Consider the following 26,418-nt stretch of genomic DNA (forward strand, 5'->3'; position numbering starts at 1 on the left):
CAACAATGCTGCAGCGCCGCGAAAGTTGGCTGCTTCCGAGGGGTATGACAGATGGCATCAAGCGTGGAACGATCGTTCACCGCAGCCAGCACGATTGAAGAGGCAATGGCCGCACGCCGGCAAGGCGCGGCGGTGCTTGCCGGCGGCACCTGGATGATGCGTGATCCACGGCGCGGGGTCGATCTTCCCGAGGCGGTGGTCGCACTCCACCGAATACCCGCCTTGTCCAAGGTCGAAATCGAACCGGACCATGTCGTGATCGGCGCAGCCGTTACCCATGCAGTCCTTGGCCGCGCGTTGCACGGGGCAGTGGGCTTCGAAGGTCTGGTTGCCGCGGCGGAGAATGCGGCCAATCCCGGCATCCGAAGGGTCGCCACCGTGGGCGGCAACCTTTGTACCCTCGACTTTGCCGCCGCCGATCTCGCCCCTGCGCTTCTCGCCTGTGAGGCGGCGGTGGAGCTGGAGATGTTCGAAGGCCCAAAACTCATCGGTATTTCGGATTTCCTCAAAGACAGACATGCGCTGGTGGCCGAAGCGATTGTGACGAGAATTCATCTGCGCCGCGACCTTGTTGCCAGTGCTCATATCCGCCTGCCGCTTCGGAAAGCCGGCGACTATCCGGTCGCCATCGTCTCGCTTGCGGTAGACAAGGACAAACGATGTCGCATCGCCGTCGGCTCGGTGGAGCCGGTAGCGCGGCGCTGGACGGCGCTCGAACAGGCCATGGCGGCGGACTCGGCCTCTGCGTTCGATCCGGAACGCGCCGCCGGGCTTGCGCTGGAGCACAATGATTTTCAGGGCCGCGACGGCAAGGAAGCGGAGGGTTGGTACCGGCGCCAGGTTCTTGCGCCGCTGGTCAAGCGCGGTGTTGCCGCACTTCTCAAGACCGGGGGCCTGGCATGACCGTGATATTCCAGCTGAATGGCGAGGACTGCCGCTTTGATGGCGATCCGATGACGCCGCTCGTCGACATCCTGCGGGAACGATTCCTGACGGGGACCAAAGCCGTGTGCCGCGAAGGCTTCTGCGGCGCGTGCACCGTACATGTCGACGATGAGGCGGTGCCGTCCTGCCTGAAGCCGATTGGCCTGGTCCAGGGATGCGCGGTGACGACCATCGAGGGATTGAGTTCCGGAAACCAGGCGCTGCACCCGCTCCAGGCCAATTTCGAGGCGGCCGATGCCGTGCAATGCGGCATGTGTTTTCCGGGAATGGTCATGAGCCTTTCGGCGTTCGTGCGTGACAATCCGCATGCGAGCCGTTCCGAAATCAAGGCGGCGATGGTCGGCAACATCTGCCGCTGCACCGGATATGAGCGGATAGTCGACGCCGTGGCCGACTGCCTCGACCAAGTGCGGAAGGACGGCCAGTTGGCGGGAGGCATCAATGTCTGAGCTGTCCGCCACGGTGATGAATCTTCCCCGCCGCGATGCGCAGGACAAACTGCGCGGGCGGACGAAATACACCAACGACCGGATTCGCCCCGACATGCTGCATGCCGTGCTGCTGCGGTCGACCGTTCCCGCGGGGCGTATCCGCAAGCTCGACGTTTCGGCGGCACTTCGCTGTCCTGGCGTGCGCGCGGTGGCGACCGGCGCCGACGCGCCAGGGCTCTACGGCATCGGCATTGCCGACCATCCGCTCCTGGCCATCGACACGATCCGCTATCACGGTGAACCAATCGCCGTCGTCGCCGCCGAGACGGAGAAGCAGGCGCGGGCGGCACTTGCCGCCATCATGCTCGAGGTCGAGCCGCAGGCACCGGTGCTCACCATGGCCGACGCGCTCCAGCCCGGCGCCCGTCTCGTCCACGAGGGCTGGCGCGGCTACGAGGTGATCACCGAAGGCGGTGCACGTGCCGGCAACATCGCATGGGAGGCAAAATCCAGCCGCGGTGATGTCGATGCGGCCTTCGCCCGTCCCGACATACGCATTGTCGAGAGCAGCTTTACCGTCGGCCGGCAGAGCCATGTGCCCTTCGAACCGCGCGTTGCCATCGGCTCCTGGGAGGACGGTCGTGCTCACATCCAGACCTCGACGCAGGTGCCCTGGACAGTTCGCAACGTCACCGGAAGGGTCATGCAGCTTGCGCCCGGGCGTGTGCGGGTCACCGTGCCGCCTGTCGGCGGCGGGTTCGGCCTGAAATTCGATGCGTCCATCGAGCCGATCACGGCACTTCTGGCGCGGATGACCGGGCGTACGGTGGTCCTGGAAAACATCCGGCAGGAAGAGATGGCAACCTGCCTCTGCCGCGAGAATGCGGAAATCCGCATCCGGTCCGCTGTCACTGCCGAAGGATACATCGCCGGGCGCGAGGCGGTCGTGCTGATGGACTGCGGCGCGTATGGAGGCGAACAGGTTTTTCTGACGACGATGACGGCGCACACGCTGGGCGGCAATTACAGGGTTGGCGCAACGCGGCTCGTCAGCCGCGCCGTATACACCAACACACCACCCAACGGTGCTTTCCGAGCTTGCAACGGCGTCTACAACACCTTCGCGTTGGAGCGACACACCGACGAAATCTGTGATGCTCTAGGCTTCGACCCGATGGAGTTCCGGAAGAAAAATGTCCTGGGAGATGGCGATCTCGGTGCCACGGGCCAGGTTTTCGAGGCCGACGTGCTGGGTCCGATGCTCGATCGCATGGAGACACTGCGCGCCAGTACCGGTACATCAGAGGCCGAGGCCAACGGCAGGCTCTATGGTATTGCAACCACGGTCGGCACATGGTTCGTTTTCGTCGGGCCTTCGGCGGCGACGGTGAATTTGAACGCCGACGGCAGTGCAACACTGGTCACGTCGGGTGTGGAGATTGGTTCCGGCACGATGGTGCAATCCCTGCCGCAGATCGTGGCCGGGCAACTCGGCCTCGCTCCCGACCAGGTGATCGTGCGCGAAGCCGACACCGATGCCGCCGGTCTCGATGTCGGCGTCGGCGGCGGACGAACCACCGTGTCCATCGGCGCGGCAAGTGTGGCTGCCTGCGCGGAAGTGCGGGAAAAGCTGCTGCGGACCGCCGGCGAGATGCTCCAGACCCGACCGGAAGACTTGGTGCTGCGGGATGGTCGTGTCGAGATCGCGGGACGTCCCGGCTCCGGCATGTCGATCCCCGCTGTGGTCGCCCATGCGCAGGCAACCACCGGCCCGATCACCGGAAGCGGAGCCTTTACCGCGAGGAACACTCCGGCAATGTCCGGCTGCGCGATGGGGCACTTCATCGATGCGCTCGACATCCCCGTCTTCGTCGTTCACGAGGCCGAGGTGGCGGTTGATCCGGACACCGGTCATGTCGAGGTGCTGGCCTATCGCGTGGTGCAGGATGTCGGCCGCGCACTCAACCCGCGCGCGGTCATGGGCCAGATACAGGGTGGTGTCGTGCAGGGTCTCGGCTACGCCCTGCATGAGGAGGTGGCGATCACCGCTGACGGACGCATCGCGCAGGACGATTTCGAGACCTATCGCCTGCCGCTGGCGCAGGACGTGGTTCCGGTCGCCGCCGACCTCTACGAGGGCGCACCGTCGATGGGGCCGCTCGGCACCAAGGGCGCGGGCGAGGTCCCGATCCTGGCCGTGGGCGCGGCGATCGGCTGCGCTGTGGCACGCGCTATCGGCAAGCCGGTGCGGCAGCTGCCACTGACGCCGCCGCGCGTGCTTCGGCTGCTGCACGAGCGCGAACCCCCGCCGGAATTCCCGCACATCGCCCCCGGCTGGGCGTCGAACACTCTGGGCTGAGGCAAGCAAACCATGGTCACCCTGAACTGCGACATGGGGGAAAGTTACGGCAACTGGCGTTTCGGCGACGATGCCGGCATCATGCCTCACATCGATTGCGCCAACATCGCATGCGGCTTCCACGCCTCCGATCCATGGACGATGCTGAAGACCGTGCGGCTCGCGCTTTCGCACGGAAAGCAGGTTGGCGCGCATCCCTCCCTTCCCGATCGCGAGGGATTCGGCCGGCGCGAGATGAAACTTCAGCCGGAGGAACTGACAGCCGCCTTCCTCTACCAAATCGGTGCGCTGACAGGAATGCTGGCCGCCGAGGGCGGGCAACTCAGCCATGTCAAGCCGCACGGCATCATCTACGGCATGGCCGCGCACGACATGGACACTGCCCGGGCGATTGCCGCGGCGGTCAAGCCGTTCGGCGTCCCTCTCTTCGGCCTGGCGGGAACCTGTCACGAGACGGCGGCAGCCGAACTCGGCGTCGCCTTCGTGGGCGAGTTCTTTCCCGATCTTGCCTACGCTCCCGGCGGCAGCCTGATCATTCCGCGCGTCCAGTCGGCCATCGACCTGACGCTTGCCGAGCACCGCATGGTGGGGGCGCTTACCCGACGCGAACTCGTCACGACAGACGGTACGATCCGCCCGGTCGACTTCGACACCGTCTGCATCCACTCCGATCCTCCGAATGCGCGCGACGTCGCCGCGCTGATGCGGCGGATCATCGACACCCATTCCAACAGCCTGCCATGATTCATTCCCGAATCGTGAAAGCTCCACGCATGGGATCGAGGACTATCTTGCACTCACTGCCCGAACCATTTCCCCAAGCCGCTGAGGACTTCCATGGATGCGCTTTCCAACTCTCTCGCCGCCGCCGACATCGCCACCTCCATGCACCCCTACACAAACCTGCGTCAGCACGAGGAAACCGGGCCGCTGATCATCAGCCGCGGTGACGGCATCCGTGTGTATGACGAACGCGGCAAGGAATACATCGAAGGGCTCGCCGGGCTGTGGTCGGTGGGCGTCGGCTTTTCGGAAAAGCGGTTGGCCGACGCTGCCTACCAGCAAATGCTGAAGCTGCCCTACTACCACACCTTCTCCTCCAAGGCGCATGAGCCATCCATCCGGCTCGCTGAGAAACTTGTGGAGATGACGCCGGAAAACCTGACGCGTGTCTTCTTCACCTCGTCGGGCTCGGAAGCCAACGACACCATCGTCAAAATGATGTGGTTCATGAACAACGCGCTGGGCCGGCCAAAAAAGAAGAAATTCCTGGCACGGACCAAGGGCTACCACGGCATCACCGTCGCCTCCGGCAGCCTGACAGGCCTGCCGGTCAACCATCGCGACTTCGATCTTCCGGCGATTCCCGTTCGCCATTTGACCTGTCCGCACTTCTATCGCTTCGGCATGGAAGGCGAAGACGAAGCCGCCTTCACGGCGCGTCTGCTCGCCGAGCTGGAAGCGGTGATCGCGGAAGAAGGGGCTGACACCATTGCAGCCTTCATAGGCGAGCCGCTTATGGCAGCCGGCGGCGTTCTGCCACCGCCGGTCGGGTACTGGGAAGGCGTGGAGAAAATCTGCCGGGCAAATGATATCATCCTGATAGCAGACGAGGTGATCTGTGGTTTCGGGCGGCTTGGTACGCCTTTCGGCGCTCAGAAATACGGCTTCACGCCTGATATCATGACGGTCTCCAAGCAAATCACGTCGTCTTATATGCCGCTTGCCGCCGTCATTTTCTCCGATGCGATCTATCAGGCGATCGCCGACAACACCGCAACGATCGGCAATTTCGGCCACGGCTTCACGGCGTCGGGTCATCCGGTCGCGACGGCGGTGGGTCTCGAAAACCTCGCCATCTTCGAGGAGCGGGACTTGATCGGAAACGCGGCCCGCCTTGAGACGTCGTTCCAGACCGGCATCCGCTCATTCGCCGATCACCCGCTTGTCGGCGAAGCGCGGGGCACCGGTCTTATCGGCGCCGTTGAGCTGGTGGCAGACAAGGCGATGAAACGCCCTTTCGCCAAGGTTGGGCGCGCAGGGAGTATCGCAGCAGGGATCGGCCACGAGGAAGGCCTCATCTTCCGCGCCATCGGCGACCAGCTCGCGCTCTGTCCGCCGATGATCTCGACAGAAAACGATGTGAAGGAAATCATGGCGCGCATGGGCCGGACGCTTGAGCGCCTGACCGGTGCGGTTGCCAAGGAGGGGCTTGAATGACCCGCATGAAAGCCGAACCGGTCGTCCATATCGACGACGAACGCTTTCGGGTCACCGAATGGCGCTTTGCCACCGGGGCCGAGACCGGCTGGCACATCCATGGCCATGACTACGTCATCGTGCCGCTTACGGACGGCAAGCTCGGTCTCGAAGGCCCGGACGGCGCGCAGTCGCAAGCCGCTCTCACCCAAGGGGTGCCCTATTCGCGGCGGACGGGCGTGGCCCACAATGTCATCAATGCCGGCGATGCACCGCTCGCCTTTCTGGAGGTCGAAGTCGTTGAGGCTGGCGATCTCGCAGCCAGGCGGCTCGCCGTGCTCGACCGGTTCCTCGCGGCCTGGAACGCCCGCGATGTGGGCGCGCTGATGGACTGCATGGCTGAGAATTGCGCTTTCCACGGCTCGGTTGGACCCGATGCCGAAGGGCGCAGGCATATGGGGCGTGACGCCGTGCGCGTCGCCTATGCAGCGCTGTTCGATGCCTTCCCGACAGCCGAGTGGACCAGGGGACGGCACGTCGTGACGGGCGACACCGGGCTTTCATCATGGCGCTTCGTCGGCGCCACGGCAGCGGGGCAGCAAATCGAAGTCGACGGCTGCGATATCTTCGCTTTCTCGGGGGAGCTCATAGCGCTCAAGGATTCGTACCGCAAAGCGCGAGGATAGCGAAAATCTGAATTCATCGGGCGACGAGGGCGGTCCAAGCGGGCCGCCCTCGTTTTTTCCAAAGGCGAGATACTCGAAAGAAGAAAGGGCCGGTCGTCCCAAAGGAACAGGCCTTTCGCATATGAAGCGCCCGCTTACCCGGCCCATCTTGTCTTACTTGAGCAAGGCTTCCATCGGTACCGGCTCGGAAATCGTCCAGTTCCCTACAACACCCGGCTTGCCGGCCTTGGTCTCGACGATCAGGTACCGCGTCTGGTTCTGGTGATGCAGTTCCGGCGTGAAGGTACGAGGCCCGAACAGTGTCGGCTCATTCTTCATCTTTTCCAGTTCCGCGACGACCGCGTCGGCATCGGCCGTGCCTGCACGCTCCACCGCCTTGGCCCAGACGTCGACCATGACGTAACCCGGAAAGACATACTGGCTCGAGGGATCGGCGCCTGTCTTCTGCTTGTAGGTGGCATTGAACTTCAGCACGGCCGGATTGGGATCGTCGCCATAGATCGATCCCTGAACGGGGACGTAGAAGTTCGTCAGATCGGGCACAGCCGAGAGCCAATAGCTACCGTCGACGCCCGATCCATTCAGGATCATGGAATTGATACCCGCGGCGCGAAGCTGCTTGATGGCCGAGACGGCGCCCGGCATCATCGTGCAAAGCATGATCGCATCCGGCTCCTTCGGCAGAGACTTGATGCGGGTGATCTGCGCGGCGATGGAGGCATCCTCGTTCTTGAAGGTGTCTTCACCGACAAGCTTCGCGCCCTGGGCTTCGAGCTTCGGCATCATCCAGTCGAAGCCGTCGCAGATGCCCTTGTTGTAGGCCGTCCAGGTATCGAGCAGACGGTAGAAGTCCTTTGCGCCCTTTTCCTTGAATGCCCACTCGGCCATGGTCGCTCCCTGCACGGCCGCCAGCACCGACGCGGAGAAGCTGTGCGGGCCGACACCCTGGATGCCGGCCTTGACCGATTCCGCGCACAGGAAGAAGGAGATACGGCCTGCGTCCTCGGCCGCGAGCGCAGCCGGCGATCCGAAGTCGTAGTCGCAGGACACGACCACGAGATCCGCACCCTGGTCGAGCACGGAGAGGCCAGCCTTGGCGCCTTCGGCCCGGTCGGACTTGGTGTCGGCCTTGACGACCTTGATCTGCTTTCCAAGCAGACCGCCAGCCGCATTGATCTCGTCGATGCGGATCAAAGCCGCCTCCTGGGCAGGCTTGTCATAGGCTTCCATGAAGCCCGACTCCGCAGTGGCGAAGCCGATGACGATAGTCTTGTCATCGGCCAGGGCCGGGTATGCGATGGACATCGAGGCCAGAGCGGTTGCGACAATTCTCATTTTGTATGCCATGCACGTCTCCTTTTTTGTTTTCCGGTCGGGCTTGTGCCGCCGGTCACTTGTTGCGACTGCTGCGAGGTAAGGTGAGTTCGCGGTTGCCCATGAGTCCGGATGGGCGAAGCGCGAGGATCACGATCATGATGACGCCGAGGGCTATTTCCTGAACCCCTTTCGGGAGGGCGAACGTGGACTCGCCGAGCGATACGCCTGCCTCCAGCCAACGCAGCGCCTGGATGAGGGCGGACAGCAGGACGACACCCACCACACCACCCGACAGGCTGCCCATGCCGCCGACGACGAGCATGGAAAGGGTGATGAAGGTGAGACCGAGATAGAATGTATCGGGTGTGACCACGCCGATGGAATGAGCCATCAGCGCACCGCCCAGCCCCATCACCGCGCCTGATACGACGAACGCCACCAGTCTTTCCCTGGGAATGTCGATACCGGAAGCCGCGGCGGCGGTGGGCTCGTCGCGGGCAGCACGAAGGGCTAGGCCAGACCGGGAGATCGCGTGCGCCCAGGCGATGAAGATTGCGACCACGGCGCCGATGAGATACGGCCAGATCACGCGCACGATCGGAATGCCGACGACCGACGAGGTCGCTCCGGTCACGCTCTCCCAGTTGGAATAAATTGTGTTGATCATGGCGAGCATCGCGAAGGTCGCGATCGATGCTGCGATGCCCGATAATCGCATCAGCACCCGCCCGAAGATGAGAGCGGCGAGGGCGGCGAACAATGCCGCCAGCACGGCCGATTGCCAGTAAGGCAATCGGGTCGCCAGCAGCCATTCGGGCAGTCCCGGCAGCGAACCGCGTTTCATCATCGGATTGATGGTGAGCCATGCGGCCGCATAGGCGCCAAGGCAGGTGAAGCCGATATGCCCGAAGCTGAGAACGCCTGAATTTCCGATAAAGATGTATAGGCCCACGACGAGGATGACACGGACGAACACGTCGATCACCGTCTGGTTGAAGGGTCGCGATCCGGTCATCACCGTGATCAGCGCGATGGCCAGCAGCAGCAGAGAAAGCAGGACCGGCGTCAGGATTGTGCGGCGGGCAAGTGCGAAGCGGGCGGGCTTTTGCTTGGCAGCCGCGGCACCGGGAGCGGTAGAGTTGGCTAGGGAGGCGGCGACAGCCATGAAATCAGACCCTTTCCTTGGTGCCGCGCGCGGCAATAAGCCCTTGCGGGCGGAAGAGGAGGACGAGGATGACCGCTCCATAGACAAAGGCATCGCGGAATGGCCGGGCGTCGATGGGCAGCATGACCTGCATGATCACCGAGGCGGCACCCAGCAGGAAGCCGGCGAGCACGGCTCCCCCGAGGCTGCCGAGGCCGCCAATGACGGTGGCGATGAAGGCCATCAACATGATCGAGGCGCCCATCTGGATGTCCAGCGTGCCTGTCTGGGCGCCAAAGATCAGCGCAATGGCGGCGGCCAACGCGCCGGAGAGGGCGAACGCACCTATGATGACCCGGTTCGCACGCACACCCAGCATGCGGGCCATCGAGAAGTTCTCGGCCGCCGCCCGCATCTCCAGGCCGAAGCGAGTTTGACGCAGGAACAATGTCAGGCCGATCAGGATGACCATCGTAGTCACGATCGTTATGAGTTGGAGGAGGGGAAGCCGGGCACCGAGGATCTCCACCGGCTGGGACAGTTCGGGCAGCAGCGAAATCGATTTCGGCCGACTGGAGAACAGCATGAGCAGGAAGTAGCGAATTACGAAACCGAGCGCGAAGGAGGCGATCATCATGGTTGCCGGATTTGCCTGGCGGAACCGCCTGAAGACGACGATTTCGCACAGCACCGACAGCCCGGCCCCGCAGAGGAGGACGAAGGGAACCAGAAGGTACCACGGCAATTGGCCGGCGAAGACGATGGCCATTGCGTCCGTAGACGGCCATAGCAGCGCGAAGACGCAGAAGGCGATGACGTCGCCATGCGCGAAGTTCACCAGCCGCATGACGCCGAAGATGAGGGCGATGCCGAGCGCTCCGAGCGCGTACAGCGAGCCAAGCGAGAGTGCGTCGAACAGGATCTGAAGCATCTCAATTGTCCTCGTAGCCGAAATAGGCAGCCTGGATCGCCTCGCCGTTGCCGAGCGTCCGCGCGTCGCCATCGAGCACGATCTGTCCGCCACGCATCAGGATCATCCTCCCGCCCACCATCATCGCTCGGGCCGAGCTCTGCTCAACGATCAGGAGCGTGAGCTGGCGCTGCGCACGCAGCGCGATCAGCCGCTCGTAGACCTGGTCGTTGATGTTGGGGGCGAGGCCCAGCGAAGGCTCGTCAATGGCTACAAGCCGCGGATTGGTCATCAGCGCGCGTCCGATGACCAGCATTTGCTGCTGCCCGCCGGACAGCAATCCCGCCTGCCCGTGCCGCCTCTCTTTCAGCATCGGGAAGGTTGCGTAGACGGCTTCGAGTTCGTCGGCCGCTCGGCTGCGCCAGCCGCGTTCGCGGGCGTGCATGCCGGTTCCGACCAGGAGGTTCTCTTCGGTCGTCAGCGAGCCGAAGACATCGCGCCCCTCCGGCACCATGGAGAATCCGAGCCGGGCGATGTTTTCCGGCGCCTGGCCGGTGATCTCATGACCTGCAAGGTCGATCCGGCCGCCCGCCACCGGCGTAACACCGGCGATCGCGCGCAGCAGCGAAGACTTCCCGGCTCCGTTCGGGCCGGTGATGAACAGGATTTCTCCCTCGGCCATGGAGAAGGAGACATTTCGGACCGCCGTGAGACGGCTATAGCGAATAGTGATATCGGAAAGGGCGAGCAGGCTCATTCCATCGCCTCCAGCACAGGCAGGTCGGTGTTCGCGGCAGTGCCCATATAGGCGTGGCGCACCTTCTCGCTGTCGCGGATCGCGGCAGGCGGGCCTTCCTCGATGATCGCTCCGGAATCGAGCACGACGATATGCTGGCAGAGGCCGAGCACCAGCCCGACATTGTGCTCGATGAGCAGGACACCACAGCCGAGATCGGCGGCGATGTGTCTTATCAGGGCCGAAAGCTCCCGCGCCTCCAGTGCGCTCATGCCAGCCGCGGGCTCGTCGAGCAGGATGTATGCGGGCCGTCCCATCAGGGCGCGGCCAATGGCGACGCGGCGCTCGTCCGTATATGGCAACGTTCCGGCGATGCGGGTGCTCAGCGCACCGATGCCTATCCAGTCGAGCATCGCTTCCGCTTCGGCGATGGCAGCGCGCCGGCTCATTCCCAGGCCAACGCCGGTTACCTCCAAATTGTCCAGCACAGGCAAGTCGCGGAAGAGCCGCCCACCCTGGAAGGTGCGGGCGATGCCGCGCCGCCGGACCTGATGCGGCTTGAGACCCGTGAGTGCTGCGCCGTCGAGCTTGATGGTGCCTTCCGTCGGTGCCTGGAAGCCGGTCAGCACGTTGACGAGCGTGGTCTTGCCAGCGCCATTCGGGCCGATGAGGCCACTAATGCGGCCGGGCGTAATTTGGAGGTCTACCGATGACAGGGCCTTCAGCCCCGCAAACGATACCGAGACGTTCTCCGCGCTCAGATGACTCATGACCCTTTCCTTCTTTCTACCGACGGAAAGGCGCGAAGCATCCGGCCTTGCGGCCAGTCACGTTGCAAATGTCTTCCCCTGTCGGTTCCGGCGGTCTCTAGCGGACTGCTCGGATGCCAAATTCACGCCGTTGCCCGGCGTCGTCTTGTCGTTTCGCGCACCGGATTTTGTCTTCCGCCACGCACGGTCGGTTTTGGCCGGCCGATCTCCTCGCCACCGGCTCCTCCGCCGGCATTTTTCCGGCTGACGTCAGCCGGCCAGATGTCCTTCAGCACGCGCCAGCGCGGCGCGCTGTTCGGTTCGCGCGGCAAGCGCGTCTTCCAGCGTCACCGGAACGAAGCGCGCCGGGGTGTGCGGCTGGAGTTGGGCGATAAGGTCCATGTCGGCCGATATCACCACGCCCAGCATCATGTACCCGCCACCCGAAACCGCGTCCCGGTGAAGAACGATCGGCTCCGTGCCACTCGGCACCTGGACGGATCCGTAGGGATAGCAGGCATCGACGATGTTCGAGGGGTCGGAGCCCGCACCGAAAGGCTGCTCGCGCTCGACGAACTCCAGTGGCGTCCCGCCCCGGAAGCGATAGCCGATGCGGTCGGCTTCGGGCGCGACCTTCCAGGTTTCCTCAAAGAACCGATTGCCGGCAGCCTCGGTGATCCGATGCCAGTACATGCCGGGAAGCATTCTGAGTTCCGCCGGACTATTGCCCGCGCGGCGCAGATTTGCAGGCAGTGAAAGACCGGCTTTGCCGGAACCTTCGCCGAGGGGAAGCTCATCACCCGCCTTCAGCGTGCGGCCCTGATGGCCGCCGAGTGCGCCCAGAATGTAAGTCGAGCGCGAACCGAGAACCACGGGTACGTCGATGCCGCCGGAGACGGCCAGATAAGCGCGCGCGCCGCCCTTGAGGAAGCCGAAGGAAAGCCGGTCACCGGCCTTCACCGGAAAACTTTCCCAGGTAGGCCGTTCCTCGCCATTGAGTTTGGGTGGGAGCTCTCCACCCGTGACGGCGACGACCGCGGATTGGGTGAATTCGAGTTCGGGGCCCATGAAGGTGGCTTCGAGCACCGCGGCACCCGGATCGTTGCCGACAAGCAGGTTTGCGATGCGTGTGGCAAAGCGGTCCATGCCGCCGCCTTCGGGAATGCCGACATGATAGTGGCCTGGTCGGCCAAGGTCCTGCACGGAAGAGGAGAGGCCGGGAGAGATTACCTTAACGGCCATTGATAAGCTCCATCAGCTTTGCATTGGTGCCGTAAATATCGCTGTTGAAGTCCTTCAGGCTGAAGGTGCACTCGCGAACCGTCGGCTGCCACCGATTGGCTTCGATTTCCTCCAGCGTGGCGTCGTAGTCATCGCGACCAATGGCCTTGAACTTGACGATGTCGCCTGGCTTGAACAGGCACATGTCATCGGAGAGGTAGCGCACCTTCCTGGTCGGGTCGTAGATCGGGGCCGGGGTTATGCCATACATCTGGTAGCCGCCAGCGCCGCGTACTGAATAGATCGCTGCGAAGCAGCCGCCATGGCCAATGGTGAGCTTGGGAGTGTCGGTGCGTGGACGCAAGTATTTCGGCGCCTGAATCTGTTTCTTGCGCTCAACCATCTGGTACAGGAAGGGCAGTCCGGCGACGAAGCCGACCATCGATACGAACCAGGGCTGGCCGGAATAGGCCGCGATAAACTCTTCCACCGTGGCATAGCCGTTGATGCGTGCCGAATATTCAAGATCGGTGGAGGAGGGGTCCTGATGGCGCTCGCGGAAGCGCAGGCAGGTTTCACGCGTCCATGGATCCTGGAAATAAACCGGCAGTTCGATGATCCGGGTCTTCAGCTCCGGGTCCGCCTTCGAGGCCGCCTCTTCCATCGACTTCAGTTCGCGGAGCAAATCCTGCGGCTTGACGATGTCGGGGTTGAAGCGAATCTGGAAGCTGGCGTTGGCTGGGCAGATCTCGGTGACACCTCGGATGCCTGCCGTACGCACCGCGTTGGTCATCGAAAGGCCGGTAAAGAAGGAGGTGAGCGACATTTCTTCGGACACCTCGCCGAAGATATGTTCGTCACCGCCGAAGTTGAATCGTATCGACATCGGTCCCTCCTTAACCCGCCAATGCTGCGGCGTTTTCGATGAGCCAGCCTTCCAGCCAGCGGGTATGCACGTCTCCCGCCCGCACCGCCGGATCGGCGGCCAGCGCAAGAAACAGCGGCTTGGTGGTCTTGAGCCCGCCGAGTTTCAACTCGTTGAGCGCGCGGATCAGGCGCACTATCGCCGCCTCGCGCGTCTCTGCATGCACGATCAGCTTGGCAAGCAGCGAGTCATAAAAGGGCGGCACCTGATAGCCTTGGTAGAGCATCGAATCGAAGCGTACGCCCGGACCGCCGGGAATGCGAAGCTCGGCCACCTGCCCCGGGAAGGGAGCGAACTCCTTCGCCGGGTCTTCGGCATTGAGCCGGACTTCGATCGCATGCCCCTTGACGGAGACATCGCCTTGCCTGAACCGCAGCTTCTCGCCGCCGGCGATGCGAAGCATCTCCGCAACGAGGTCGATGCCGGTGATCGCTTCGGTGACCGGGTGCTCGACCTGGATACGGGTGTTCATCTCGATGAAGTAAAAGCGGTCTGCTTCATCGTCATAAAGATACTCTACCGTGCCGGCACCAGAGTATTTGACCGCCTTGGCCAAAGCGACCGCCGAAGCGCAGAGCTCCTCGCGCAGCCTGTCTGAAAGTGCGCGCGACGGCGCCTCCTCCCAAACCTTCTGGCGTCGCCGCTGCAGCGAGCACTCCCGCTCGTAGCAGTGGATGGCATCGCTTCCGTCCGCCAGCACCTGCACCTCGATATGGCGGGCCTTGCCGATCACCTTTTCCATGTAGAGGCCACCGTCGCCAAAGGCGGCGAGGGCTTCTGCTTCGGCTTGAGGAAAGGCTTGCTCGAACTCGGCGAGCGAGTTGGCGATGCGGATGCCCCGCCCGCCGCCGCCTGCCGCCGCCTTGATCATCACCGGAAAACCGGTTGCGGTCAGCACCTCGTGGCCAGCCTTGAGGCCCTCGACCCGGCCAGCCGAGCCAGGCACCACAGGGACACCTGCAGCGGCGGCGGCGGATCGCGCCGAGACCTTGTCTCCCATCATCCGGATCGCATCTCCCGACGGGCCGACGAAGACCAATCCAGCGCCTGTGACCGCGTCGGAAAACGCGGCATTCTCGGCAAGGAACCCATAGCCTGGATGAACGCTGTCGCAACCGGTGTCGCGGGCAGCCTTCAGAATTGCTTCGACATTGAGATAGGACTTCTTTGCTGCTGGTGGGCCGATGTTGACCGCTTCGTCCGCAAGCTGGACGTGGAGCGACTCGGCGTCTGCGGCCGAATACACCGCCACGGTGGTGATCCCCAAATCTTGCGCGGCCCGGATGATCCTGACCGCTATCTCGCCCCGGTTGGCAACCAGAAGCTTTTTCAGCATCAGTCGAGATCCGCAATAGGTGCGCCGGCCATGATGGGGTCTTCATTGTCGGCAATGAAGCGGATGTTCGTACCGGCCGTCTCGGCCCTCACTTCGTGGAACGACTTCATCACTTCGATGAGACCGATTACGTCTCCGGCGGAAACCGCGTCGCCATCCGCCTTGTAGGGCGGCTGGTCTGGCGAAGCGCTCCGATAAAAAGTGCCGGGAAGAGGCGAAAGAATCTGGGCCATAAAAAGCTCCGGAAAACTGCGGACAGACTAATTTGGAACCGCCCGCGCGGGCGGGTTCGGTCGAGTTCAGTGCCAGGGGGCGATTGCGGTGCGCACGGCTCTGGCTATTTCGATGGCGTTCGGCGTATCGGAATGCACGCAGATGGTTTCGCAGCGTACGGGGAAGAAACTGCCGTCCTCTGCCGTGCCCTCGCCCTCCCTGATGGCGCGTACGCACCGCTCGGCCATCTCTGCGGGGTCCTTGGCGTCATGAACGCGTGTCAAGATCAGCTTGCCGGAGGCATCGTAGTCGAGATCGGCATAGAACTCGGCGACGAATGGGATACCGCGCTCTTGATAAATCTTCTCATGCAGGGTGCCCGTCATGCCGAAGAGGGGTACGCCGAAAACCTCTGCGGCGTCACACACGCCATGGGCGATTGCCTCCTGCTGCATGGCCATGAAGTAAAGGCTGCCATGCGGCTTGATGTGGTGGAGTTCCACACCTTCGGCCTTGAGGAAGCCGGCAAGCGCTCCCACCTGGTAAATGATGGTGTTCCTGACTTCTTCGCGGGTCATCCGCATCTCGCGCCGGCCGAAACCCTGAATGTCGGGCAAGCCTGGATGGGCGCCGATCTTGACGCCACTCGCCTTGGCGCTGCGGACGGCGGCGTGCATGTGATCCGGATCAGAAGCGTGGAAACCACAGGCGACATTGGCAACGTCGATGATGGGCATCATGCCCATATCATCGCCAACCTTGTAGAGGCCAAAGCTTTCGCCCATGTCGCAGTTTAGCGTCACCGCCATCGCATTGTTACCCCTCGAAGCTGCCGTCTTTGCGGCGTTGCAGCATTTTTTGCGCATGCGAAGGCGTTTGTGAAATAGTAGTTTATTGATTGTCATATCAAAAAAACAGATAATGGTTCTGGGCCGGAGCGCACCATGACCATCACCTTGAAACAGCTTGATTATTTTATCGCGACCGCCGAGAGCGGACAGGTCAGTCATGCTGCGGTGGAACTCAACATCTCGCAATCGGCGGTCACTGCGGCGATAAAGACGCTTGAGGCTGACCTGGGCGTACGGCTTTTGGAGCGTAACCACGCTGGCGTAAGATTGACGATGGAGGGCGCGCGGTTTCTTGAACATGCGCGGGTTATCACCGGGGCCGTCGCTGCCGCCGTCCGAAGCCCGTTGCGCGATAGGAAAGGCCTGGCGGGCAAGCTGCGGCTGGGCATGACCTACACGGTCGTCGGCTACTACATGTCGCGCCACTACGCCCGGTTTCGAAAGACCTATCCCGAGATCGAGGTCGAGGTGCTGGAACTGCCCCGAGACGCTCTCGAAAGCGGGTTGATGTGCGGGGACATCGACATGGCCGTGATGCTGGTGTCGAACCTGGAGCACACCAAGGAGTTGGCGCAGGAGGTCTTGATGCGGTCCAACCGCCGGCTCTGGCTTTCGGCTGATCATCACCTGCTCGCGCGACAGGAAATCAGCCTCACCGATGTGGCGGCGGAAGATTATGTCATGCTGACGGTTGACGAGGCACGTACGACGGCCGCCCGTTACTGGGATGCCGCGGGGCTTTCGCTCCGCGCCGTCCTTACCACCAGTTCGGTCGAGGCCGTGCGGTCGCTCGTGGCTGCCGGCATGGGGGTCACTGTCCTGTCCGACATGGTTTACCGCCCCTGGTCCTTGGAGGGGCAGCGCATCGAAGTGCGCGGGCTTGTCGAGCCCATCCCCACTATGGATGTCGGCCTGGCCTGGTCGCGTGACAGATCAATCGAACCGGCAGCGGCGGCCTTCCGGGCCTTCATGTCCGTGACCATGGGCGGCGGCGGCTAACCGCCTGCCGTCAGGCAGGCGCTATGGCACAGGCTTGGAATGGTGGCGACGACGCGGATGCCGAACGGTGCGAGTTCCACGGCCATGGCCCGGGTGGCGGCAATCGCCCAGCCCTTGAAGCATTGCACCAAGTCAAATTCGGGCGAGGCGAGACGCCGCCGTTGGCGATCCGGTCGGACATCTCTTCGTCCATCGTCTCGAGCGCCAGGGCGGCTGGGCCACGCCGGCATTGTTGACCAGTATGTCGAGACCGCCAAAGGCCGAGCGGGCCAGGTCTGCCGCCGATGGCGACCTTGCCAGCAAGTCTCATATCTGCTCCTCCATTGCCGGCACCATCGGGGAAGTCGCGTACATTGCACAGTCCGATTATCTGAACGCCCTTTTAGCTTTCTTTGTTTGAGGTCGACCGGCGTGGGAGGCATAGTCGCCACGGAATTGTGAGGAGGAAGGGATGACGCTGAATTTCGACCCGCGGGCGAAGGCCACGGCGCTCTACCACGGCGAATTCCGGCCGATGTTCGTCGGCGGCAAGTGGGTTCCGGCACGGTCCGGCCAGGAGATGCAGGCGCTCAACCCGGCGACTGGCGAAGTGCTGGCCACCGTGCCGCGTGGCTCGGCGGCCGACGTCGATGCGGCGGTGGCCGCTGCGCGCACGGCTTTCGAAGGGCCATGGTCAAAATTTTCGCCCTATGAGCGGCAGTGCGTGCTTCTGCGCATCGCCGATCTCTTCGAGACCCATTGGGAAGAGCTCAGCGTTTCGGACACTCTCGACATGGGACTGCCGATCACGCGCACGCTCGCCAACCGGCGGCGCGTCATCGGCATGCTGCGCTTCTATGCGGGCATGGCGACCGCGCTGCATGGCGAATCCATAGACAATTCGATCCCGGGCGAGATCGTCAGCTTCACAAGGCGCGAGCCGGTGGGCGTTGTCGGCGCGATCATCCCCTGGAACGCTCCGACCGCCGCTTCGATCTGGAAGATCGCGCCGGCGCTCGCCACCGGCTGCACCATCGTGCTGAAGCCCTCGGAGGATGCCTCGTTGACGCCGTTGCTGATCGCCAGGCTGATGCAGGAAGCCGGCGTTCCCGACGGCGTCGTCAACGTCGTCACCGGCACCGGGGCGGAGGCCGGTGCGTGGCTCGCTAAACATCCCGACGTCAACAAGATCGTCTTCACCGGCTCGACGCTGACCGGCCAGGCCATCGCGCGGGCGGGCGTGATCAACCTCAAGCGCGTTTCCCTGGAACTCGGCGGCAAATCGCCGATCATCGTCTGCCGTGATGCCGACATCGACAAGGCGGTTCCTGTCGCCGCGATGGCGGTGTTCGTGCATTCGGGCCAGATCTGCATCGCCGGATCGCGGCTGTTCGTGGCGCGCGAGATCCATGACGAATTCGTGCGCCGGGTAGCCGAGTTTGCCGGCAGGCTTCGCATCGGCCATGGCATCGAGGCGGAAACCGAAATCGGCCCGCTCATCAATGCCAGGCAGGCCGGCAAGGTGGTGGGCTATATCAAGGCCGGCCGCGACGAAGGCGCGGAACTGATAGCGGGCGGCTCGCGACTGACCGGCGAGATCTACGACGGCGGCAATTTCATCGCGCCGACTGTCTTCGGCGCGGTGTCGGACAAGATGACCATCGCGCGTGAAGAAATCTTCGGTCCGGTGATTTCGGCGATGCCGTTCGACACGCTCGACGAAGCCGTTGCGCGGGCCAATGCGACGCCCTACGGCCTGGCCGCCGGCATTTTCACCAGTCATCTGGGCACCGCCCACAAGCTCGCCCGCCGCATCAAGGCCGGCTCGGTGTGGGTCAACATGTACCACGCCATCGACCCGGCGGTGCCGTTCGGCGGCATGAAGATGTCCGGCTACGGCCGCGAGGGCGGCATCGAACATCTGCATGAATATCTGGAGACCAAGTCGATCTGGATCCAGACCGACTGAGCGTGCGCTGATATTCAGGTGAGGCCGGCCTGCGAATGACGGCGTCCCGCACCATTCTCGGCGCTCGTGCAAGGTGCCTGTCCGAAGGCGCGATGCTCAGTTTGCCAGTTCGCAAATTGGTGCGGATGAGGTTCATCAGCTGTTCGGAGAAGGACTGGTGCACATAGCCCCGCGGTGATGATGCCGACGGAGCGGTGGGCGTCGCGATGGTCGATCGGCACCACTCGCATGCAGTGTGGAGAAAGACGATGAGGAATCGTCGGTTGTGTCCTCTGCCGGATTTCACCTGCCGCAAAGCTCAGCCCGATGCCGGTAGCTGCCGCGATCCCGTGACGGTACTTTCTTGAGTGACGGGAGTGTCTGGCCCGGCAGTCAAGCGGCTCTACTTTCCCCAGCTTCCGTCCTATAGGCCGTTTCCCTCGATCATCGCCATCAGGCAATCGCCAGATTGTGTGCCGCTGATGCCCAGATCACGCACGCTGTTCATGTGGTTTCGGTCATTCAGGCGGAGGTCGCAGACAAGTTGCCCCTGCGCGCGCAAGCGCTTTCCGAAGTCGGCGGCCTGCTGGTGAAAAGGTGACGTTTCCTGATCTCCGACGAGAATGGTCGCTGCCGTCTCCGGGTCATGCCACCGCGTCATCGGGGTGAAGGCAGTTGCCTCCTCATCGGTGATTCCGATTAGCGGCTGGAGGAAGGACGTCTGAAGGGGCTTGAGGTCGTAAAGGCCGCCTAGCAGCAGCGCCGCACGTATGCGCGATGGCATTGGCGTCTTTTCGAACAGGAATGTGGCCAGGTGCGCGCCCGCCGAATGACCACTTACGCTTAGCCGGGCAGGGTCACCGCCATGGGCGGCTATATTGTCCAGCACCCATTGTTTGGCACGCCGGATCTGGTCGACGATTGCCGCCATCCTGACTTCAGGCATCAGCGCATAGTCGACGATGACCGCGATCGCCCCAGCTTTGGTGACTGTGTTCGCTACATAAGAATAGTCGCTTCTGGAGAACATGCGCCAGTAGCCACCATGGATGAAGATGTGCACGGGAAGATCCCTGCGCTCGCCGGGCGGAAAGAACAGGTCCAACCTTTCGGCCTCGCCCTCGCCATAGGCGATATCAGCCGACATCGGCAGGTTCGCCCGGGTTTCCGCGCTGCGAGTCACTATGTCGGCCACGATATAGTCAAAATCGGCCACATGGTCGCGGGTGCGGAAAGGGTCTTTTGACATGACTGCCGGTTCAGAAGGTGACGGCAATATATTTAGCCTCCATGAACTCGGCGATGCCGTGGTGCTGGCCGCCTTCGCGGCCAAGGCCACTCTGCTTGACGCCTCCGAATGGTGCGGCCGGATCCGACATCAGTCCCCGGTTGAGACCGATCATGCCGGCCTCGATCCCCGACGCCACCCGCATGCCGCGTCCAATATCGCGTGTGTATATATAAGCGGCCAGACCATATTCCGTGTTGTTAGCATGTGCGATCGCCTCGGCCTCGGTGTCGAAGCGTGTGATGGGTGCCACCGGGCCGAAAATCTCCTCGTGCGCCATCTCCGCATCGGGCGGCACATCGGACAGCACTGTGGGCGGATAGAAGAATCCTTCTTCCTCCGAAATCGCCCCGCCGCAAAGCACCTTGGCTCCCCGGCCCACGGCGTCCTTGACCAAGCGGTCGATCTTGTCGACAGCCTTTCTGGTGATCATCGGCCCGCATTCTGTGTCTGCATTCGGGCCTGCTCCCACCTTAAGTGCCGCCATGCGCTTGCGGAGCCCGTCGGCAAAAGCATCATAGATTCCCGATTGCACATAGAGGCGATTGGCGGCGGTGCAGGCCTCGCCGGCGTTGCGCATCTTGGCGATCATCGCGCCGTCGAGGGCGGCGTCGAGATCGGCATCGTCGAAGACGACAAACGGGGCATTGCCGCCGAGTTCCATCGAACAGGAAATGACATGCTTTGAAGCCTCGCCGAGCAAGGTTCGGCCGACACCCGTCGACCCCGTGAAGGACAGTTTCCTGACGCGTGGATCGGCGAGCATGGCGGAAGTCAGCGGCCCGGGACTGGTCGTGGTCAGCACGTTGACGACGCCGGCAGGCACGCCGGCTTCGCTGTAGAGTGCCGCCAGCGCATAGGCCGTCAGCGGTGTTTCACTGGCCGGCTTCAGGACGACAGTGCAGCCTGCCGCCAGCGCCGGCGCGATCTTGCGGGTCGCCATCGCGGCCGGAAAATTCCACGGTGTGATCAGCACGCAGATTCCGATCGGCTCATAATCGACCACGATCCGGTTGGTGCCGGATGGCGCAGTGCCGAATTCACCGGTAATCCGGACCGCCTCTTCGGCATTCCAGCGGAAGAACTCGGCGGCGTACGCCACTTCGCCGCGCGCGTCGCGCAACGCCTTGCCATTCTCCAGCGAGATCAGCATGGCGAGCGTTTCGGAGCGTTCGACCATGAGCTCAAAACAGCGCCGAAGGATTTCCGAGCGTTTGCGCGGCGCCGTCTCCCGCCATCCCTTAGCTGCTTTGGCCGCGGCCTCGACGGCGGCGGTGGCGTCCTCGACTGTCGCATCGGGAACCGCCGCGATCACCGCCCCGGAGGAGGGATCGACGACATCGATGAGCCGACCGTCGGAGGACGGTCGCCAAGTGCCGTCGATGTAGAGTCCGTGCGAAAAACCGCGCACGTCATAGCCATCCTGGTCGAGCTGCTGAGCGTTCAAATTCATCGCTTTGTTCCGTTCTTCACATAACGCAGGCGGCGATGTCGCCATCATGGGCAGCCTGGACGAGGCGTCGCATCGTGCCGAGATCGAAGGCACGCGGATTGTTCTTGATCAGGCGGTCGATGCCGAGCGCTTGCTCAGCGGTCCAGTCAAGCTTGTCGGCGGGGAGGCCTAGATCCGCCAGTGTTGGCGTAATGCCGATCGCCGCGAACAATCGCCTGATCTCCTCGATTGTGGCGGCTGCCATCTGGGCGGTGGTTCTCGCCTTCGTTTCCAAGCCAAGTGCCGCGCCGATCTCTGCCATCTCGTCAGCGGCGACGCGGCTGTTATAGGTCATCACGTAAGGCATCATTGTCGCCACGCCCAAACCATGGGCGGTGTGGGTGAGGGCGCCTGCCGGATATTGCACGGCATGCGCCGCCGCCGTTCCGGCGGTGCCGAATGCGCAGCCCGCTGCCAGAGCGCCCATCATGACATCGGCACGCGCGTCGACATCGGTGCCGTCGCTGCAGGCTTTCTCCAGACTCCGGCCAAGCAGTTTTATCGCGAGCAACGCGAAATGGTCGGTCAGGGCAGTCTTGCCGATGAAGACATGCTGTTGCGGCAGATTGGGGTCTTCACCGCGCCGCATGGCGGTGAAGGCCTCGATCGCATGGGTCAAAGCGTCAGCGCCAGCGATCGCGGTCAGGCCAGGGGGGCAGGTCATTGTCAGTTCGGGGTCGCACAGGGCGACTGCAGCGATAAGGTGAGGGCTCGATATGCCGACCTTGAGCGTCCGGTCCGGGTCGGAAATCACCGCGACCGGCGTCACCTCGGAGCCGGTGCCGGCCGTGGTGGGTACGGCGATCAGCGGCAGTGTCGGACCCGGCACCTTGAACTCCCCGTAATAGTCCTGGAGCTTGCCGCCATGGCTGAGAAGCAGCGTGGCGCATTTGGCGAAATCGAGACAGCTGCCGCCGCCGATGCCGATCACCATGTCCGGCCTGAACCCCTTGGCTTCCTCGACACAGATGCCGACCGTGTCGCGTGGCACGTCGGGCAGAACGCGGTCATGCACAAGGACTTCGATCGAGGCTGATTGAAGGGACTTGATGATGTCGACGAATACCGTTGTGCCCGCGAAACGCTCATCGGTGCAGACCAGCGCACGTTGGCCGAACCGGGCGGCGACCGTCGGCAGCACATGGCGCTGCCCTTTCCCGAACAGGATTTCACGCGGCAACCGCAGGGCGGCGAAGAGGGTCATGATCGGTCCTTTGACGGCGGCTGACTGGAAACGGAGGCATTGAACTGGGCTTGGGATCGGACGGTCTAAGCGCGTGTCTCTCGCCCCTAAAACATATCCGCTTTAAAATCGTATAGGATATAGGATTGCATCGACGGAACCATCGTGTTAGCAGTCCTGACTGTCAAGAGGCAAAATATGCACACCGCAAACTTAGCCGACCCAAGCGACGCCACCATTGGAGTTGGTCGCATCCAGCGCGCCAACAGTCTCGTCGAAGATGTCTATGAAGCCATCTTCGCGCAGTTGATGGCGCTGAAAATCCCGCCAGGCTCACGTATTACAGTCGATAGCCTGGTCAAGGAATTCAACGTCTCGCACACGCCGATCCGCGAAGCCCTTGGCCGGCTCGAAGGCGAAGGCCTCGTCCTCAAGACGCATTTGATCGGTTATCGTGCTGCACCCCAGATCACCCGGCGCCGTTTCGACGAATTGTACGAAATGCGTCTGCTGCTCGAACCGCATGGCGCCGCAAAGGCCGCCGTAATGATGGACGAGGCCAAGTTCAATGTGTTGCTCGAAGCCGCCGGCGTGATGTCACGCCGCGACGGCAAGGATGATCGCGTACGCTATTCGAACTTCGCCAGGCAGGATGCGATCTTCCACGACAAGATCTTGGAGTTTTCTCAAAACGAACTCATCCGAGAGACGTTGGGCCACCAGCACACGCACTTCCACATCTTCCGCCTGATGTTTCATGCACGTGTGACCGAGGAGGCACTTGACGAACATGAGGCGATTCTTGCCGCGTTCGGCTCTGCCGATCCCGATGCCGCCGCAAAGGCGATGCGCATCCATATAGAGCACTCGCGCGATCGCCTGCTCCCGGCATTCGATTGAGGTCGGAACGGATGTCCATTGCCGCTAATATCGCCGGGGAGGGCGGGAGCACGTTGTCCAGCAATGCGCATGGTTCGCTCGAACCGGTGCTGCGCGCCCAGCAATTGTCCAAGCAATACGGCCCGGTGACGGTGTTGTCGGACGTCACTTTGGACATCCTGCCCGGTGAGGTCCACGCCATCATTGGCGAGAACGGTGCCGGCAAGTCGACGTTGATGCGGCTGCTGTCCGGCTATGTCGAGCCAAGCCATGGCACATTGTCGATGAACGGACACGCGGTGAAATTTGCCAAGCCCAGCCAGGCACAGGATGCCGGTATCGCCTTGGTCCATCAGGAGATCCTGCTCGCCGAGGGGCTCACGGTCACCGATAATCTGTTTCTCGGGCGAGAGCTTTCGCGCGGCCATGTCGTGGATGACCGCACCATGCGCCGGCTGGCGGCCGACAAACTGGCGCAGATCGGCTGCGCGGTCTCGCCAAGGGCACTGGTGCGAGACGTCTCGCTGGCAGACCGGCAGATGGTGCAGATCGCTCGTGCTCTGCTTGGCGACTATAAATTGGTTATCTTCGACGAGCCGACCGCCGTTCTGACCGGTGGCGAGGTCGAGCGCCTTCTGGAGATCGTCCTGCGACTGAAGGCTCACGGCACCGCCGTGCTGTATATCAGCCACCGGTTGGACGAGGTGCAACGGGTCGCCGACAAAGTGACCGTTCTGCGCGACGGCAAGATGGTCGGCACCTATCCCGGCAAGACGCTGAGCCAGATGGATATGGCGCGGATGATGGTCGGTCGCGAACTGGCCGCACTCTATCCTGAAAGGACCTCAGCGCCTTCGGATGTACCGATGCTGAGCGTGAGGAACGCCTCCGTTCCCGGCTATGCGGAGGACGTGTCGTTCACGGTCCACAAAGGCGAGATCCTCGGGTTCGCCGGCATGGTCGGCGCAGGTCGAACCGAACTCTTCGAGGGCATTATCGGCCTGCGCCCGGCGGCCGCCAAGGTCGAACTTGAGGGCAAGTCGATCCATTTCCAATCGCCGCGCGCGGCGATCGACGCCGGCGTCGGTTACCTGACCGAGGATCGCAAGGGCAAGGGACTGCTGCTGCAGGAGCGCCTGGCGCCTAACCTGACGCTGTCGGCGCTCGGTGTGTTCCATCGGGGCCTCTCGATGGGTCGGCGCCGCGAAGCGGAGGCCTTGGAACAGGCCGTGGAGGCATATGACATCAGGCTGAAGAGTCTCGGCGCCAAAGCGGGCCAGCTTTCCGGGGGCAATCAGCAGAAGCTGCTGCTGGCGAAGGTGCTGCTGACCGATCCTTCGGTGGTCATTATCGACGAGCCCACGCGTGGCATCGACATCGCCAACAAGGCGCAGATCTATGCCTTCATCCAGGAGCTTGTGGCCAAGGGCAAGGCCTGCATCGTCATCTCTTCGGAGATGCAGGAACTGATCGGCATCTGCGACCGCATCCTGGTGATGCGCGAAGGCCGCATCACCGGCGAGGTCAGCGGCGCCGAAATGACCGAAAGCAACGTGGCGGTACTGGCGACCAGTGGCCCCAAGCCAGGGCCAAAAGCCAAGGGAGGCACAGAATGGCTGTCATGACCGAATCCGCACCCAGGCGTCGCCCCCTGGATCTCAATGTCAGTTGGACCGACATCGGGCCCTTCCTTGCGCTGGCGGCCCTCCTGGTCGTGGGTTACCTCATCAACCCCGATTTCCTGTCCGCCACCAATCTCGCCAACGTCATCACCCGCAGCGCCTTCATCGCCATTATCGCGGTCGGCGCGACATTTGTGATCTCGTCCGGCGGGCTCGATCTTTCCGTCGGCTCGATGGCCGCCTTCATCACCGGCATCACCATCATGTTCATGAACACGGTGGCGCCGCATGCCGGTATCTGGGCTATTCCCGCCGGCATGGCGGTGGCGATCCTGGTCGGCCTGCTGTGCGGGCTTGCCAACGGCCTCGTCGTCACGGTCGGCAGGATCGAACCGTTTATCGCCACGCTGGGCACGATGGGGATTTTCCGGGCGCTGATAACCTATCTGACCGACGGCGGCACGATACCGATCGACCGGTCGCTGCGCGAGGCCTACCGGCCTGTCTATTTCGGCACGGTTGCCGGCATCCCGGTTCCAATCCTCATATCCGTCGCCGTCGCCGCGGTCGCATCCTTCATCCTGTACAAAATGAAATACGGCCGTAAATGCGCGGCGGTCGGCGCCAATGAGGATGTCGCCCGCTATTCCGGCATCTCGGTGATCAGGACACGGACCGTCGCCTATATCGTCCAGGGTGTCTGCGTGGCCATTGCCGCGATCTGCTACGTGCCGCGCCTGGGCGCCGCGACGCCGACGACCGGACAGCTTTGGGAACTGCAGGTCATCACAGCCGTGGTGATTGGCGGCACCGCGCTGCGCGGCGGCAAGGGCCATGTGTGGGGGACGGTCGCCGGAGCCGTTATCCTGGAGCTCATCGCCAACCTCATGGTGCTGTCGGACTTCGTCTCCGAATACCTCGTTGCCGCTGTTCAGGGCGTCATCATCATCATCGCCATGCTCATCCAGCGGTTTTCGAATTCGAAATAGCGCCGCGTCCGGACCAC

General features: G+C 62.9%; 25 protein-coding genes. 11 read left to right on the plus strand and 14 right to left on the minus strand.

All coding sequences use genetic code 11. The features are described 5' to 3' along the window. Positions 1-51 precede the first annotated feature (51 nt). The 6 genes from NKJ04_RS15190 to NKJ04_RS15215 all read left to right on the plus strand — a co-directional run bounded on the left by NKJ04_RS15190 (position 52) and on the right by NKJ04_RS15215 (position 6,620). Positions 52-903, plus strand: coding sequence for an FAD binding domain-containing protein (locus tag NKJ04_RS15190; protein WP_352676061.1), 852 nt, complete (start codon positions 52-54; stop codon positions 901-903). Then, positions 900-1,394, plus strand: coding sequence for a (2Fe-2S)-binding protein (locus NKJ04_RS15195; protein WP_352676064.1), 495 nt, complete (start codon positions 900-902; stop codon positions 1,392-1,394). Before NKJ04_RS15190 ends, NKJ04_RS15195 begins: the two co-directional genes overlap by 4 nt. After that, positions 1,387-3,735: a xanthine dehydrogenase family protein molybdopterin-binding subunit gene (locus tag NKJ04_RS15200; RefSeq protein ID WP_352676067.1), complete on the plus strand. Its 2,349-nt coding sequence runs from the start codon at positions 1,387-1,389 to the stop codon at positions 3,733-3,735. The genes NKJ04_RS15195 and NKJ04_RS15200 overlap by 8 nt, the downstream gene beginning before the upstream one ends. Positions 3,736-3,747: 12 nt before the next feature. Beyond that, entirely contained in the window at positions 3,748-4,479 is a 732-nt protein-coding gene (locus NKJ04_RS15205) for a LamB/YcsF family protein (RefSeq protein ID WP_352553548.1), read from the plus strand. Between the two features lie 93 nt (positions 4,480-4,572). After that, positions 4,573-5,955 carry an aspartate aminotransferase family protein gene (locus NKJ04_RS15210; protein ID WP_352676070.1) on the plus strand — a complete coding sequence of 461 codons (1,383 nt, stop codon included), beginning with the start codon at positions 4,573-4,575 and terminating at the stop codon, positions 5,953-5,955. Then, positions 5,952-6,620 carry a nuclear transport factor 2 family protein gene (locus tag NKJ04_RS15215; RefSeq protein ID WP_352676071.1) on the plus strand — a complete coding sequence of 223 codons (669 nt, stop codon included), beginning with the start codon at positions 5,952-5,954 and terminating at the stop codon, positions 6,618-6,620. The genes NKJ04_RS15210 and NKJ04_RS15215 overlap by 4 nt, the downstream gene beginning before the upstream one ends. Positions 6,621-6,773: 153 nt before the next feature. Here the strand turns inward: NKJ04_RS15215 and NKJ04_RS15220 are convergent, their stop codons facing one another. The 10 genes from NKJ04_RS15220 to NKJ04_RS15265 form a co-directional block, all read right to left on the minus strand. Beyond that, positions 6,774-7,967 (minus strand): ABC transporter substrate-binding protein, encoded by a 1,194-nt coding sequence (locus tag NKJ04_RS15220; RefSeq protein WP_023808984.1) that lies wholly within the window; start codon positions 7,965-7,967, stop codon positions 6,774-6,776. 43 nt (positions 7,968-8,010) lie between these two features. Continuing rightward, positions 8,011-9,102: a branched-chain amino acid ABC transporter permease gene (locus NKJ04_RS15225; RefSeq protein ID WP_352628436.1), complete on the minus strand. Its 1,092-nt coding sequence runs from the start codon at positions 9,100-9,102 to the stop codon at positions 8,011-8,013. A gap of 4 nt (positions 9,103-9,106) precedes the next feature. Further along, on the minus strand, positions 9,107-10,012 hold the full coding sequence (locus tag NKJ04_RS15230) for a branched-chain amino acid ABC transporter permease (protein ID WP_031212348.1): 906 nt from the start codon (positions 10,010-10,012) through the stop codon (positions 9,107-9,109). A gap of 1 nt (position 10,013) precedes the next feature. Beyond that, positions 10,014-10,748: an ABC transporter ATP-binding protein gene (locus tag NKJ04_RS15235; RefSeq protein WP_023808981.1), complete on the minus strand. Its 735-nt coding sequence runs from the start codon at positions 10,746-10,748 to the stop codon at positions 10,014-10,016. Continuing rightward, entirely contained in the window at positions 10,745-11,497 is a 753-nt protein-coding gene (locus NKJ04_RS15240; protein WP_023808980.1) for an ABC transporter ATP-binding protein, read from the minus strand. The genes NKJ04_RS15235 and NKJ04_RS15240 overlap by 4 nt, the downstream gene beginning before the upstream one ends. 249 nt (positions 11,498-11,746) lie before the next feature. Then, a complete protein-coding gene (locus NKJ04_RS15245; RefSeq protein ID WP_352676076.1) occupies positions 11,747-12,718 on the minus strand; it encodes a 5-oxoprolinase subunit C family protein in 972 nt (323 codons plus the stop codon). Beyond that, complete coding sequence (locus NKJ04_RS15250; protein ID WP_352676077.1) at positions 12,708-13,583, minus strand: 5-oxoprolinase subunit B family protein; 876 nt, start codon at positions 13,581-13,583, stop codon at positions 12,708-12,710. Before NKJ04_RS15250 ends, NKJ04_RS15245 begins: the two co-directional genes overlap by 11 nt. A 10-nt stretch (positions 13,584-13,593) precedes the next feature. After that, entirely contained in the window at positions 13,594-14,958 is a 1,365-nt protein-coding gene (locus NKJ04_RS15255) for an acetyl-CoA carboxylase biotin carboxylase subunit (protein ID WP_352676078.1), read from the minus strand. Then, entirely contained in the window at positions 14,958-15,191 is a 234-nt protein-coding gene (locus tag NKJ04_RS15260; RefSeq protein ID WP_013533152.1) for an acetyl-CoA carboxylase, read from the minus strand. Before NKJ04_RS15260 ends, NKJ04_RS15255 begins: the two co-directional genes overlap by 1 nt. Positions 15,192-15,257: 66 nt before the next feature. Next, complete coding sequence (locus NKJ04_RS15265; RefSeq protein ID WP_127255327.1) at positions 15,258-15,980, minus strand: LamB/YcsF family protein; 723 nt, start codon at positions 15,978-15,980, stop codon at positions 15,258-15,260. A 135-nt stretch (positions 15,981-16,115) separates the two neighbouring features. Between NKJ04_RS15265 and NKJ04_RS15270 the strand changes: the two genes are divergently transcribed. After that, entirely contained in the window at positions 16,116-17,021 is a 906-nt protein-coding gene (locus NKJ04_RS15270) for a LysR family transcriptional regulator (RefSeq protein WP_127294331.1), read from the plus strand. On the opposite strand, the gene NKJ04_RS15275 is transcribed toward NKJ04_RS15270, so the two are convergent. Continuing rightward, a complete protein-coding gene (locus tag NKJ04_RS15275; RefSeq protein ID WP_281040467.1) occupies positions 17,018-17,152 on the minus strand; it encodes a hypothetical protein in 135 nt (44 codons plus the stop codon). The genes NKJ04_RS15270 and NKJ04_RS15275 overlap by 4 nt on opposite strands. 320 nt (positions 17,153-17,472) lie before the next feature. On the opposite strand from NKJ04_RS15275, the gene NKJ04_RS15280 reads away from it, so the two are divergent. After that, the gene (locus NKJ04_RS15280; RefSeq protein ID WP_352440673.1) at positions 17,473-18,969 is read left to right on the plus strand and encodes an aldehyde dehydrogenase family protein; all 1,497 of its coding nucleotides are present in this window, start codon (positions 17,473-17,475) and stop codon (positions 18,967-18,969) included. A gap of 403 nt (positions 18,970-19,372) precedes the next feature. Here the strand turns inward: NKJ04_RS15280 and NKJ04_RS15285 are convergent, their stop codons facing one another. The 3 genes from NKJ04_RS15285 to NKJ04_RS15295 are packed head-to-tail and all read right to left on the minus strand — an operon-like array spanning position 19,373 to position 22,932. Next, positions 19,373-20,197, minus strand: coding sequence for an alpha/beta hydrolase (locus NKJ04_RS15285; protein WP_352676104.1), 825 nt, complete (start codon positions 20,195-20,197; stop codon positions 19,373-19,375). 10 nt (positions 20,198-20,207) lie between these two features. After that, complete coding sequence (locus NKJ04_RS15290) at positions 20,208-21,689, minus strand: NAD-dependent succinate-semialdehyde dehydrogenase (protein ID WP_292694426.1); 1,482 nt, start codon at positions 21,687-21,689, stop codon at positions 20,208-20,210. Between the two features lie 16 nt (positions 21,690-21,705). After that, positions 21,706-22,932 (minus strand): iron-containing alcohol dehydrogenase, encoded by a 1,227-nt coding sequence (locus NKJ04_RS15295; RefSeq protein WP_352553534.1) that lies wholly within the window; start codon positions 22,930-22,932, stop codon positions 21,706-21,708. Between the two features lie 177 nt (positions 22,933-23,109). On the opposite strand from NKJ04_RS15295, the gene NKJ04_RS15300 reads away from it, so the two are divergent. Genes NKJ04_RS15300 through NKJ04_RS15310 form a run of 3 tightly spaced genes read left to right on the plus strand, consistent with a single transcriptional unit; the run spans position 23,110 to position 26,401 of the window. Continuing rightward, the gene (locus tag NKJ04_RS15300) at positions 23,110-23,811 is read left to right on the plus strand and encodes a GntR family transcriptional regulator (protein ID WP_352553532.1); all 702 of its coding nucleotides are present in this window, start codon (positions 23,110-23,112) and stop codon (positions 23,809-23,811) included. Between the two features lie 11 nt (positions 23,812-23,822). Then, positions 23,823-25,415, plus strand: coding sequence for a sugar ABC transporter ATP-binding protein (locus tag NKJ04_RS15305; RefSeq protein ID WP_352676080.1), 1,593 nt, complete (start codon positions 23,823-23,825; stop codon positions 25,413-25,415). Further along, positions 25,412-26,401, plus strand: a complete 990-nt coding sequence (locus tag NKJ04_RS15310) for an ABC transporter permease (protein ID WP_352676106.1) — start codon at positions 25,412-25,414, stop codon at positions 26,399-26,401. The genes NKJ04_RS15305 and NKJ04_RS15310 overlap by 4 nt, the downstream gene beginning before the upstream one ends. The last annotated feature ends 17 nt before the right edge of the window (positions 26,402-26,418 follow it).

The organism is Mesorhizobium sp. M0618, assembly GCF_040320765.1.
Classification (GTDB): Bacteria; Pseudomonadota; Alphaproteobacteria; order Rhizobiales; family Rhizobiaceae; genus Mesorhizobium.